Origin of the sequence: Coprococcus sp. RTP21281st1_F1_RTP21281_210402 (assembly GCF_040915325.1) — a bacterium.
In the GTDB taxonomy this organism is placed as follows: Bacteria; Bacillota; Clostridia; order Lachnospirales; family Lachnospiraceae; genus Coprococcus; species Coprococcus aceti.
In genome coordinates this window covers 34,502-47,653 of sequence record NZ_JBCPDQ010000002.1, presented here as the reverse complement: position 1 = coordinate 47,653, position 13,152 = coordinate 34,502, and the positions used below count along the sequence as shown (strand labels likewise).

At 37.2% G+C, this 13,152-nt stretch carries 11 protein-coding genes; 9 read left to right on the top strand and 2 right to left on the bottom strand.

Annotation, left to right across the window (positions count from 1 at the left end; all coding sequences use genetic code 11):
* The first annotated feature begins 167 nt into the window (after window positions 1–167).
* The 8 genes from AB5150_RS02225 to AB5150_RS02190 all read left to right on the top strand — a co-directional run bounded on the left by AB5150_RS02225 (window position 168) and on the right by AB5150_RS02190 (window position 9,450).
* Window positions 168–656: a hypothetical protein gene (locus AB5150_RS02225; RefSeq protein ID WP_055272408.1), complete on the top strand. Its 489-nt coding sequence runs from the start codon at window positions 168–170 to the stop codon at window positions 654–656.
* A 12-nt stretch (window positions 657–668) separates the two neighbouring features.
* Window positions 669–1,718, top strand: coding sequence for a hypothetical protein (locus tag AB5150_RS02220; protein ID WP_055272410.1), 1,050 nt, complete (start codon window positions 669–671; stop codon window positions 1,716–1,718).
* A gap of 75 nt (window positions 1,719–1,793) precedes the next feature.
* Window positions 1,794–2,165, top strand: coding sequence for an ASCH domain-containing protein (locus AB5150_RS02215; RefSeq protein ID WP_055272412.1), 372 nt, complete (start codon window positions 1,794–1,796; stop codon window positions 2,163–2,165).
* Between the two features lie 468 nt (window positions 2,166–2,633).
* Entirely contained in the window at window positions 2,634–3,644 is a 1,011-nt protein-coding gene (locus AB5150_RS02210) for a hypothetical protein (RefSeq protein WP_055272416.1), read from the top strand.
* Between the two features lie 31 nt (window positions 3,645–3,675).
* The gene (locus AB5150_RS02205) at window positions 3,676–5,994 is read left to right on the top strand and encodes an ATP-binding protein (protein WP_055272418.1); all 2,319 of its coding nucleotides are present in this window, start codon (window positions 3,676–3,678) and stop codon (window positions 5,992–5,994) included.
* A 212-nt stretch (window positions 5,995–6,206) separates the two neighbouring features.
* A complete protein-coding gene (locus tag AB5150_RS02200; RefSeq protein ID WP_055272420.1) occupies window positions 6,207–7,406 on the top strand; it encodes a hypothetical protein in 1,200 nt (399 codons plus the stop codon).
* Between the two features lie 53 nt (window positions 7,407–7,459).
* Entirely contained in the window at window positions 7,460–8,389 is a 930-nt protein-coding gene (locus tag AB5150_RS02195) for a bacteriophage abortive infection AbiH family protein (RefSeq protein WP_055272422.1), read from the top strand.
* Window positions 8,390–8,529: 140 nt separating this feature from the next.
* Window positions 8,530–9,450: a hypothetical protein gene (locus tag AB5150_RS02190; protein WP_055145597.1), complete on the top strand. Its 921-nt coding sequence runs from the start codon at window positions 8,530–8,532 to the stop codon at window positions 9,448–9,450.
* Between the two features lie 99 nt (window positions 9,451–9,549).
* Here the strand turns inward: AB5150_RS02190 and AB5150_RS02185 are convergent, their stop codons facing one another.
* Both AB5150_RS02185 and AB5150_RS02180 read right to left on the bottom strand, forming a co-directional pair.
* On the bottom strand, window positions 9,550–11,031 hold the full coding sequence (locus tag AB5150_RS02185; RefSeq protein WP_349093275.1) for a nucleotide sugar dehydrogenase: 1,482 nt from the start codon (window positions 11,029–11,031) through the stop codon (window positions 9,550–9,552).
* Window positions 11,032–11,240: 209 nt separating this feature from the next.
* Window positions 11,241–12,344 (bottom strand): endonuclease/exonuclease/phosphatase family protein, encoded by a 1,104-nt coding sequence (locus AB5150_RS02180; protein ID WP_349093276.1) that lies wholly within the window; start codon window positions 12,342–12,344, stop codon window positions 11,241–11,243.
* 232 nt (window positions 12,345–12,576) lie between these two features.
* Here AB5150_RS02180 and AB5150_RS02175 point away from each other — a divergent pair, with 232 nt between their 5' ends.
* Window positions 12,577–13,149, top strand: a complete 573-nt coding sequence (locus AB5150_RS02175; RefSeq protein ID WP_349093277.1) for a VanZ family protein — start codon at window positions 12,577–12,579, stop codon at window positions 13,147–13,149.
* Window positions 13,150–13,152: the final 3 nt, after the last annotated feature.

The window sequence follows — 13,152 nt, the reverse complement described above, 5'->3', positions numbered from 1 at the left end:
TTTGTATAGGAACAATAGCAAAATATAAAAGATAAGAAAAACTAAAAACTTATTGCGAAAAAGTAAATGTATAATATAATGTTTAATATATACATTTAATGGCAATGCAGTACAGAGAGAAAGCGATATATGTTATTTAATAGCGAAATTTTATTAAGGGGGTATATATGTCTAAAAGTAACGTGAAATTGAGTGATGGTGTGGCGGATAATTTAATGCAAAGTTTGAATAATGAGTTATCGGAAATCGGCAAAACTCTTATAGAACTAATATCAGAGTTCGTGAAAGAGAGAATACGGGATATTGATTTAAGAGAATTGTTTAGCAAGAAAGACGAAGATAAATTACTTAATATATGGTATAGCCAGCTTGTGGAGAAAGGTCTTATCCCAAAAGTGTACGAGGGCTTGCCAGAAGATATGTTAATTCATAATCTTCATCAAGAGGGATATTTACAGGGAATGTATGTAGGATTTGCCCTAGCCTTGATGTCATTAGTAGATAATAATGCCGAAGAGAATTTGATACTTTCGGTTATGGATGATATTCGACTAAATCTTGTATGTCATCAGTATGAAGACAGTTCTGAATTCTTGGATCGATTCAAGAGTGAGAAGTATAATATGGTTAATAGTTTAAGTGATGAAGAAAAATAGGAGGTTGAGGGATTGAATAATATAATACGAAAGAAGTTTTCTGAAATAGATTTACAGGATGCCTTTTTTCTGTCTTTGAGGAATGATTATCCAGGTTTTGATAATTGGTTTAAAGGAAAAAGTGATCAAGAAGCTTATGTGCAATATGAAAATAATAAAATAATTGGATTCTTATTTTTAAAAGTCGAGAAAAATTTAGTAAATGATGTTGTACCTAATATTCATGCAAATAAAATATTAAAAGTAAGTACATTTAAAATAAATGCGCATGGAACTAAGATGGGTGAGCAGTTTATAAAGATAATAATGGATTATGCTGTAAGTGAAGATGTAGATGTATGCTATGTTACTATTTATGAGAAACATCATTCTCTTATTGAACTTGTTCAGCAATTTGGATTTGAATTGTATGGGACAAAAGGAGATGGAATATATAAGGAAAATGTATATTTAAAAGAGATGAGGAAAATTACGGGGAATATAAATAAAGACTTTCCACTTGTTTGTATTAGTACAGCAAAGAAATATTTATTAAGTATTTATCCCAAGTATCATTCTGTTATGTTTCCGGATTCTATTTTAAATACGGAGGATAAAAATATTATAACAGATATTTCTTATACAAATTCTATTCATAAAGTATATGTATGTACAATGGATCAGGTAGAAAATTTGAAATATGGTGACATAGTTGTTTTATATAGAACAGCAGAAACTGGAAGAAGTGCGGAGTATTCTGCAGTTGCGACATCAATATGCGTTGTAGAAGATGTAAAGAAACAGAGCGAATTTGATAGTTTTGATGATTTTTATAGATATGTAAGTAAATATAGCGTTTTTGATGAGGATGACCTTCGGTATTGGTACAATAAAGGTGGGTGCAAAGCCATAAAAATGACATATAATGGTGCTCTTAAAAAGAGAATAGTTCGACATGATTTAATAGGACAAATTGGTTTGGAGCGCAATCAATACTGGGGTTTTTTTGAATTAACAGATGAGGAATTTAATTTGATTGCCAAAAAAGGTGAGGTTGATAAAATATTAGTGCAAACGAACTAATGTTCGATAACGAATTGCAAAATATTGCTTGCTGATGTATAATAAAATTTATAAAAAATGAATGGAGTGAATGTGATGTGCGCAATTTTGTTATCAATAAATCCAGTTCATGTTGAAAATATAATGAATGGCACCAAAGGATATGAATTTAGGAAAAAAGCTTGTAAACGACCGGTTGATAAAATAATAATTTATTCTACTAATCCGATAATGAGGGTTGTAGGTGAAGCAGAAGTGGAAGAGGTATTGATTGATAATCCGGAAATCATATGGAAAAAGACATACAAAAAATCTGGTATTGATAAGAAATTTTTTGATCAGTATTATGAAGATAGAGATCAGGCGGTTGCGTATAAATTGAAAAATGTAATACAGTATACGAAACCAAAGAAATTAAATGAAATCGGCATAAGTAGTGCACCCCAATCTTTTCAGTATATTAAATAGCTGTAAAGCGTTAAGTGTATGAATATAGTACATAGTTAATGCAGAACAAAAAGGAGGATTTAAACAAAATGGCAAAGTGTATATGTTGTGGGAAAACAGGTGCGGATTATCTACATTATAATGGGGGATATGTTTGCGATGATTGTGTTGGGGCATATTTTACATGTCCTGCGTGTGGAAGGGTTTTTGATATAAATGACAGAGAGCATGGGGATAATGGTGGTTTTTGTGCAGAGTGCGTTCCTGATCATTAACAAGAAAGATATCAATTATGATACCAACTGTCAATATTTGATAGTTGGTATTTTTATTTATGGGCTTTAGATTATTGAACATGCACGGCTTAGATAAGTTTAATATAAAAATAAACCGCGGATGAAACAATAAAACATCTACTATGCGTATGATGTTAATAAGTTATATGAATACTCAAGCAGATATTATATAAATTGAGTCTATAGGAAAAAAATGCGTCAAGAAAGGGAAAAAATGAGGCTATACCATAAGATATTTAAAGCTGATCCAAATTTATCAATATATCTTGAGAATCCAGAACCGCTTAAAGACTATGCTGAGGAATTGCTAAACCATTTAACGCATGCTGGCGACATGGAAGACCTTCATCAGGCAAAGGTAGATATTTTAAGAGATTATAGTGACATATATAATTTTGATGTGACAGATGCAGAGTTTCCTGAACCGACAGGCTATTTCGTTGATGCAGAAGAGAAAAGAGCTTTTGTAGAAAAAAGAATTTTACTACATGATATAGTTCTGTATTTAGGTAGTATATATAAAAAATATCACAAGAAAATATATGATACCCATGGTATGTTTCCTGAAATCCGGCTGAAAAATATAGCCATAGATTATACTGAAATATATCAGAAAGCAGTGGAAGACTATAAAAATGCAATTGTCAATGGGATACCTCATGCGGTGACGGCTTCATTTGTGTTGCCATCCCTGATTGAGCGCGGCTTAACACTAGCTTTGCAAAGCAGAATGCTATATAAATGCATTTGCGGATTGCCTGATATAAGCCATTTAAAGGAAGAGGGACTGATTGATGCAGAGGAGGAGAAATATATTGACATTTTTATTCATAATACAGAGGGATTTTGCTTCGATGCCAGAGAAGATCATGTAATGGGAAAGCTGTACACTATCTTTGTTCGTCAGGGCGTATTGGAAGCGTCGGCAGAAAATGAGATGATTCTGACGGGAGTGGGACATAGAAATAGAAGTGGAAGAAAACTTACACGAACTATGGGATCATTGCTAAAAAGTGATTTTGCGAAAAGTGAGTTTTTGCCTGAGTATATGGAACTCATGGATAATATTTTTGTGAAGTTAAATATCAGAAACAGTATCATGCACGGCCTTGGGGAATCATTTGATTACTTGAATATTGGATTAGTGTCTATAATGTTCCAGTTGTTATGGGATATTGGATCGTGCGAGATATTTAAGAATTGAATATACAATAGAGTTTTATTGGAGACAAAAGATGTTTAATTATAAAAACTTGTGTGATTATGAATTTGAAATATTGTGTAAGAATATAATGCAGAAGAAACTGGGAGTTCCCCTTCAGATATTTGCGAGGGGACGAGATGGCGGAATTGATATAACTGATGATACTGTGAGCAAAAATGTTGTTATACAGGTCAAGCATTATATAAACAGCAAATACAGTGATCTTATATCAAGCCTGAAGAAGGAGGTTTCGAAGGTTGCTGAGCTGAAACCGAAGAAATATTATGTGTGCTGTGCATTGGAACTTACCCCTGCAAATAAGACGGAGATTTTCAATTTGTTTGCAAAATACATGGAGGGGTCATCTAATATATTGTCGTTGAACGATATTGATGAGTATCTGCAGGATCCGGCAAATATGGATATAGTGCGCAAGCATTACAAATTGTGGCTTGAATCCGCAAATATATTGGAAGAGATTGATAGCAGAGATATTTTTATAGATTGCGAAACGCTTCTCTACAACATAAAAGAGGAACAGAGAGAATTTGTTGAAACATTGAGCTATAGACAATGCATAGATGTCCTTGAGCGTAATCGTTTGTTGATGATCCTTGGAATGCCGGGAATTGGAAAGACCATGACGACCAAGATGCTTGCTTTGTATTACGCAGCACTGGGTTACCGGATTATTTATACGACAAATGGTGATCTGCAGAGCATAAAGAAAGCTTTGTCAGTTGATAAGGAATCTAAAGAGATTATTCTGTTGGATGATTGCCTTGGACAGTATTACTTCAGAATGAAGGACACCCAGGAAAATGAACTCATGTCTCTGATCAAATATGTGCTGATGCATAAGAACAAGAAACTTATCATGAACTCCAGGGTGACGATATTTCAGCATGCGAAGGAATCTTACATAGAGCTGAACAGTTTTATAGACACGGAGAAAGTGCGGCTTCAGTATATTGATATGGATTCTATGACCATCGAAGACAAGGGCAGGATATTCAAGAATCATTTGTATTTCAGAAATATACAATCGGATTATTATGCTCAGATCCTAAAAAATAATAATTATCGCTGGATAGTCAATCATAGGAATTATACACCGCGTATCATAGAGTATGTTACGCGGCAAAATGTATCCAACAAGATTGCTGCAGATGAATATTGTGATTTTATAAGGAGATGCCTGGATAATCCTACCGAAATATGGAGAGATGAGTTTAACAACAGGCTCAAGGCAGAAGACAGGATTTTTCTTACTTCGCTGTTTTCGTTGACGGACATTGGTGTGGAGGACAAGGTACTGCGCAGAGTATTCAATGCACGTATTTCGAAAAGAGCTGATATAGACACAACCCGAAATGTGTGGGAAGCAGTATTGAAGCGGATGGAGGGAACATTTGTCAAGATTATAGAGAACAAAGGCGTGCGGCAAATTGGAGTTATCAACCCATCTGTAAATGATTTTTTGAAGAATTATCTAGACGAGAATGAACCTGAGGTTGAAGAAATCGGGAGAAACGCCACGGAATATATTCAGATTGTCAGAGGATTCGGTCCGGATATGGCGGATATTGTAAGATCTGGAGACGCATGTAAATACAACTTTGCAAGTGATGTTGAAAAGCAGATTGTCATATTGTCGAATATTTGTGAGTTGGGTATATGCATGGAGCAATACAGAGATATTGTCAGGACATTTGTGGAGTTTTTGCCGTATGCATTTTATAACACTGCAAGTACATTTACAGTAGTGCCTTCTTTGCTTTCAGAGCCTCTGGTATCATATTATGATACACGCAATAACCTGTTAACTGAGGAGGTGGAAGATCTTCTGGATTCGATGGATTTTGATGATTTTTGTGTATTTGAAGAAAATCTGAAGAATAATGGACTGGAACTGTGTGAACTGGTGGACAGTGATGTTGTTCTGGAAAAGCTGGACAAGGCCGTGCGGGATTACATAGATGGATATGACAGATCCGAAAGTTATACAAATCAGGATACATATGAACTTTTTAAGGAGAATACGATATACAACGGAGTGTATCATGAGGTTGATGTAGATAAGGTTGTAAATATTTTAGCGGATTGCGTGCGGGATGATATATATGACGATGTGACAGATAAATTGGCAGTATTTCCCAGGGCAATAACCGATGACATTGATTTATCCAGATATGATATCTGGGCAGATACTGGTGAGATCGAGAGTTATGTGTGCGATGTGCTTGCTGATCCTGGTGACATAGATTATAGCGACATTTATGATGGTGATAGTTCTTATTCGGGGCATTTGGATGGGATGGATGAGTTGGATTTTATATTTGCGGAGTGATCAGAATCTAATGTCGGCTTTACATAAATAACGAAATATGTATAATATTATAAAAATATTAATAATACGAATATAATTGCTATATAATTTATGATATTGCCTATATATTTTTTTAAAAGATTTTTAATATAAAAATAAATGATGGGATTGTAAGAATGAATGAAAAAGGGAGATAGTTGACAGGGAGATAAAGAGAAGGACGGGGTTAACACATGAAAACAGATAGTACGATTTTAAATATAGTTTTAGATGTGACAATAAATATGTCTGCCTTTGTATCGGCATTTAAAACAAAAAATAGGATTGTGAACATTATAATTCGAACCATATATTGTTTTATAATTACCGCACTACCTGTGACATTCATTGCAATGCTGCTTTATGCTATTAGTAAAAAGGAGGGTGTTAATTTTGATTATGTTGTTATATCAGTAGAATTTATTACTATGTTTTTGTGTTTTTATTATATCATTGCGACTAGGAATCGTGATAAACAAATAGAGGAGTATATGCTAGAAATAGCACTCTATCTCGAAGAATTTATAAATGATACTAAAGAAGCAAAAATACGAAAAAAAATAATAATACGAGAACTTGGTAAATTTTTATTTATATTTGCGGTTTTAACAATTGGTGTAGTATATCTTTTGATAAGCCTGAAAACCACAAATGTAAACCTGTATATTATAGCGGCCTTTATGAGCATTATAACCTCATATATATTGTTTGCATACATTACAAAAGATAATGCAATAAGAAATAGAAGAAAAAGATTAATAAAAGTAGTTGTTTCGATTTTTTGGTTGGTTATTGTCTTTATAAGACTGGGACAATATCTTCGTGATATGACTCAATTGGAATTGGTTGATATGTTATTGCTAATGTTTAGCATAGTATTTACCTTTCCTACAATACATGATTGGGTAAGATCTATTCCAGAAAAAATTATAAGACCATATGAAGCAATTGTTTATGAACGAAAGAAAAATGTACAAACAATGTATAATGAACTAAATGAAAAATTTAGTAGTAGGTTTAATAAATTTAGGAAAGATATGGGAGATACACCCAATAGCAAAAAAAATATAATAAGAGTGGTCGTAAAAATAGTTGCATTTGTGGTGCTGTTCGTAGTAATCACAATTTTAATGGCGAAATCGATAAAACAAGAAGATTGGGCAATAAATAAAATAGTTAATTGGCATGATAATCTAGAATCTGATCGTAAGCTGTTAGTAAATAAAATTTATGCGTGCGTTGTAATGGTGGGATTAATGGTTATTGTAATATTGAGGGGAGTAAAAATTTATAGTTTCAAGACATCTAGATTCGAAAAGATAAAATTTGTTATTGAATTAATTATATTAGAATTTGTAATGGGATGTGGTTTGGCTATGATATTGAGTCAATAGAGATAGTCTTGGTTTATAGCTAGTGGTAAGAAAAGAGCAGGATGGAGATGAAAATGGATAAACTTTATATTATCGGAAATGGATTTGATTGTGCGCATGGTCTACCGACTAAATACTCTGACTTTAGAAAATATGTTGTCAGTCAGATACCTGATGGGAGTGATTATTATTATTATTCTGTTCCAGAAAGTATAACTTTGCCGGATGGCGGAGAGAAGTATGAATTAGATGATGTTGTTATGTATATTGTGAAGATACTGGATATGTGCGGAGGGGAAGACTGGTCGGAACTGGAGGCATATTTAGGTGATGCGATATATGATGCATTTTTAGATGAGCTACATGATGTTGATATAGACAATGACAAACTTTATCATGAAATTTATGCAAATGAGGATTTAGCAACAGATATTCGCGAATCATTTATAGATGTGCAGAGTTTGTTTGCAGAATGGGTAAATGAAGAACTTTCTAGAATTGACTATATGGGAAAGAAAAATAAGGATATTGATAAAATTATTGATAGTAAAGGTTTATATTTATCTTTTAATTATACAATTACTTTAGAAAAGGTATATGGTATAAATGAAAATCAGATATGTCATATACATGGAAGAGTGGGAGATTCCGAAGATAAAATTATCATGGGGCATGGCGATGATGCGCCTATTAAAGATAATTTAACATATTTAGGTGCAGAAATTCCATTTGGAGAATTAAAACGAAAACTTCGAAAAGACACGACTGGGATTATATGTAATCACAAGGATTTTTTTGACAGATTGAGTAATTTGAAAAAAATATATACATATGGATTTTCATTTTCGGATGTAGACATGGTGTATGTAGAAGAGATATGTAGACATATAAATCCCCAAAAAGTTGTATGGTATCTTAATAGTTATGATTGTATAAATAATGCTGATTTTAGAAGCACTTTAGAAAGACTTGGATTTATAGTAGATGAGGAGAGAAATTGGTAGCTGTTGTTGATTAGATAAAACATAATCCAACCTTGAAATCCCCCACCCACTTCTATATAATTAAAATATATTTGTTGCGGAAAATGAACTATTCAGCCCGGTTTTACAGGGCTGAAGTTCAATACCAGGGAGGATTTACTATGAGGTTGGTTACAAGATCGGATTTTGATGGACTTGCGTGTGGCGCACTGCTGAAGGAAGCGGGAATTATTGATCATTGGAAGTTTGCGCATCCGAAGGATCTTCAGGACGGATTGATTGAGGTTACGGAGGATGACTGTCTTGCAAATGTGCCATTTGTTGAGGGCTGCGGACTTTGGTTCGATCATCATTCAAGTGAGCATGAGAGATTGGCGCTTGAGGGTAAATACAAGGGGGAGAGTCGTATAACTCCATCGTGCGCTAGAATAATCTATGAGTATTATGGAGGCAGAGAGAGATTTCCGCAGTTTGACGATATGATGGAGGCTGTTGATAAGGTTGATTCAGGTAATCTTACCATCGATGAGGTACAGAATCCAAAGGGATGGATACTTATTGGATTCTTGATGGATCCTAGAACCGGACTTGGAAGATTCAGAAATTTCACCATATCAAACTATCAGCTCATGGAGAAGCTTATAGATGCATGTCGTACCATGACCACTGATGAGATACTTGCCCTGCCGGACATACAGGAGAGAATAGTTCTGTATAATGAGCAGACAGAGAAGTTCAAGGAGATGGTCAAGGCACATACCATAGTGGACGGTAATCTTATTATAAGCGATCTTCGCGGAGTGGATCCGATATACACCGGCAATCGTTTCATGATATACAGTATGTATCCTGAACAGAATGTGTCAGCGTGGATAGTAAGCGGACGTGGTGGACAGGGATGTTCGGCAGCAGTTGGATACAGTATCCTGAACCGCACAGCGACCATGGATGTTGGAAGCCTTATGCTCAAGTATGGTGGCGGTGGACACAGGAAGGTTGGTACATGTCAGTTCAAGGATGACGAGATGGATACAAGACTTCCTCAGATGCTTGAGGAGCTCAAGGCTCAGGCTAATTCATAAGAAATATTGACAAAAAATAACCGAATGATACAAGTTTTAATTCGTATCATTCGGTTATTTTTTATGTTATAAAAATGTTCTTAAAGGTCTTCTTGAAGATTAGTCTCTCTGGAACAGATCTCTTGTGTATACCTTGTCTTTGATGTCGTCGAGGCATGAATTGTACCTGTTGGCGATGACAGCGTCGGACATGGATTTGAATTTGTCTAGGTCATTTACAACTTTGCTTCCGAAGAATGTGGTTCCGTCTTCAAGGGTTGGCTCGTATACAACGACGGTTGCGCCCTTGGCTTTGATACGCTTCATGACACCCTGTATACTGCTCTGGCGGAAGTTGTCGGAGTTGCTCTTCATCGTCAGTCTGTATACACCTATGACACATTCCTTCTCCTGGGCTGCTGAGTAATCACCGTTATTGTTGTAGTCGTAGTAGCCTGCGATGGAGAGAACGCGGTCTGCGATGAAGTCCTTTCTCGTTCTGTTGCTCTCAACGATGGCGCTCATCATATTCTGAGGCACGTCGTTGTAGTTGGCAAGGAGCTGCTTTGTATCCTTTGGCAGACAGTATCCGCCGTATCCAAATGATGGGTTGTTGTAGTGTGTTCCGATTCTTGGGTCGAGACATACGCCGTTTATGATGTCCTGTGTGTTAAGTCCCTTCATCTCTGCGTATGTGTCAAGCTCGTTGAAGTAGGACACGCGGAGTGCGAGATAGGTATTTGCAAATAACTTTACAGCCTCAGCTTCGGTGAAGCCCATGAACAGAGTGTCTATATCTTCCTTGAGGGCACCCTCCTGAAGCAGTGCGGCAAATGTATGGGATGCCTTAACTATCTTCTCGTCATTCTTGTCTGTGCTGACAATTATCCTTGATGGATAGAGGTTGTCGTACAGTGCCTTTGATTCACGAAGAAACTCTGGGCTGAAAATGATATTTGACGTGTTGTATTTCTTCCTTACGGACTCGGTATATCCAACTGGTATAGTTGATTTGATGACCATGATGGCATCCGGGTTGACCTTGAGGACGAGCTCGATAACGGCCTCAACGGCTGATGTGTCGAAATAGTTCTTGTTGCTGTCGTAGTTTGTCGGAGCAGCTATGATTACGAAATCTGCATCCTTGTATGCTGATTTGCCATCGAGAGTTGCTGTGAGATCAAGCTCCTTCTCGGCGAGATATTTCTCAATATAGTCGTCCTGTATAGGGGATTTCTTGTTGTTGATGAGATCAACCTTTTCAGGGATGATGTCAACTGCCGTTACATGGTTGTGCTGTGCCAGCAGGGTCGCAATGGACAGACCAACGTAACCGGTTCCTGCCACTGCAATGTTCAGTGGGGATGGAGACTCGAGCTTGTGTGCGCCAGCATTGATGAACATTTCTGTGAGGTCGAAGTTCAAAACCTCTGACAAACTTTCGAGCTGCTCTATAGAAGGAACAAAATCCTTCTGCTCTATTCTGGAAATGAGTGCTCTGTTGATACCGGTTGCATCGGCGAGCTGAGCCTGGGTCATACCATTTTCTTTTCTTCCGTTCATGACAGTGTCGGCGAGACGTGACTGTGATAATTTCTTCATGATCAAAATTCCTTTCTCTGATGAGTATTCTCTATTATTCTTAGAAGTATTATTCAAAACTAGCAACAAATGTTAATATTTATAACATTTACAATGCCATAATACATGTAAAAACGGCATAAATCAAGAGAAAAATGTATTTTAAACATAAAATTATACATAATTAATGTTAATTAAAATAACATTCATAAAACAACTGAAAATATAGTTTATTTCAACGCAACATCGAGTCTTATCGGATTGTGATCGCTGTTTTTAAAATCCAGATCTATGGTCTTTGTGGAGTTGATCTGCAAATTGCTCGATACTATGAATCCGTCGATGACATAATATTGGAAACTCTCGTGGTCGCTTCCTTCGTATGGTTTGTCCAGGGATCGGCATGTCGGAGCTGAGGAATCGGTGATGCAGGTGAAGGAATCTCCAAATTCAGATACATCTATACTTCCTGGTGCCCACAGGTCAGCGGACTGCTGAGGGTATGCGGACAGATCCACATTTGAAAAAGTCTGGTTGAAGTCGCCTCCTGCGATAACGTAGTTCCCTGCTGCAGCCTCATTTTGGAGAATGTCGGCGAGCATCCTGGTCTGGGCGGCTTTGCCCTCGCCTGAGTCATAAGCCTCCAGGTGGAGATTTACTATGACGAGTTCGTGTTCACTTCCGGCAATCGGTATTCTGGACACGATCAGGCATCTTTTCAGGTTGCACAGTCTGATCGGGTAGGAAAATGGACATGGAAGCTGTATTCTTTCTGCATACGATACTTCAAATGAGCTGAGAGTCATTATTCCTGATGTCACTCTGCCGATCGGTGGAAGTGGATATGGAACCATGAGTGTTTTGTAGTTGTAGGCGTATGAGCTTGTGTATGACGGCAGCTTTTCCCTCAAAATATCGGCTTCGTTTATCTTGTGGCTTCTGGATGATCGTTCATCGACCTCCTGGAGAAGAAAAATGTCAGCGGCAAGTGAATTCAGCTCTGATGTGATGGCCTCCATATTGTCGTTTACCTGCTTGGCTGTGGAAGTGTACACACTGTCTCCTCCGTCCATGAAAAAGTCAGCATTTGCACCGAGGGATCCGTAGCCGAGATTCCACGTCACGATGGAGATGGAATCGCCGACAGATGGTGAAAGCTTGTCTGAGCCGGTTGTATTTTTGCCAAATGTGCTTCCGGATGTGACCTCAAGGGATTCGGAATCGTCTGGCTTGTATTCTGTTATAGTGAGAACTCCCACAAATATTATGGCGGCCACAAGGATCACACCGAGGACAATACAAGTTATTTTTAGAATTTTTTTTGCTATTATCATGTTGGATATTTCCTGTTCTATATTTGTTCAGCCCGTCCAAATGGTTAGTTGGACTGACATGTAAAGTATATCAGACGCGGTGTATGTAAACAATGTGTAAAATGACACATGTTGGGAATCGTGGTATAATGTAGCACGCTGATGCGTGTGCAGGTCATCGCGCTTGCGCACGATGATATATGATATAATGAGCAGCAAGACATAGTATAGTAGAAATTATTGAGGGGAATGTATGTTTGAACTTATTATAAAAGATATAATGGAGGTCGCGGGCTACCTTCCGATAGGGATTCTATGCGGATGCATAGCAGTCGTGGTTTATCTCGTGTATACAGTGAGTCCTGCAGGGAAAAAGGTCAGTGCCGGAGGACGTGTGAAGAAGTCAATAGTGTGGTTCCTGCTGGTGGTGTATCTGGCGGTGATGGCAGTTACTGTGTTCCTGTCCAGAGAGCCGGGCTCAAGGCAAGGCATTGACATGACGCTGTTTCAGACGTGGGGAGTGACGCCCCAGGAGCACGCATTTGTCATAGAAAATATATTGCTCTTTGTGCCGTTCGGCGTGCTTTTTCCGCTGGCGGTGGCTGGAAGTAAGAATGGCGATGGCAGGGTGGTAGACAGGTTGTCCAAATGTACTGTACTGTTTGGATTTCTATGCAGTGTCTGCATAGAGACGGTTCAGCTTATAACGGAGCGCGGTTACTGCCAGCTCGATGATGTAGTTATGAATACCCTCGGAAGCCTTGCGGGATACATTATATTTTTAATTATAAAAAAGATGAAAAATATTAAAAAAATGGAGGAATAGATC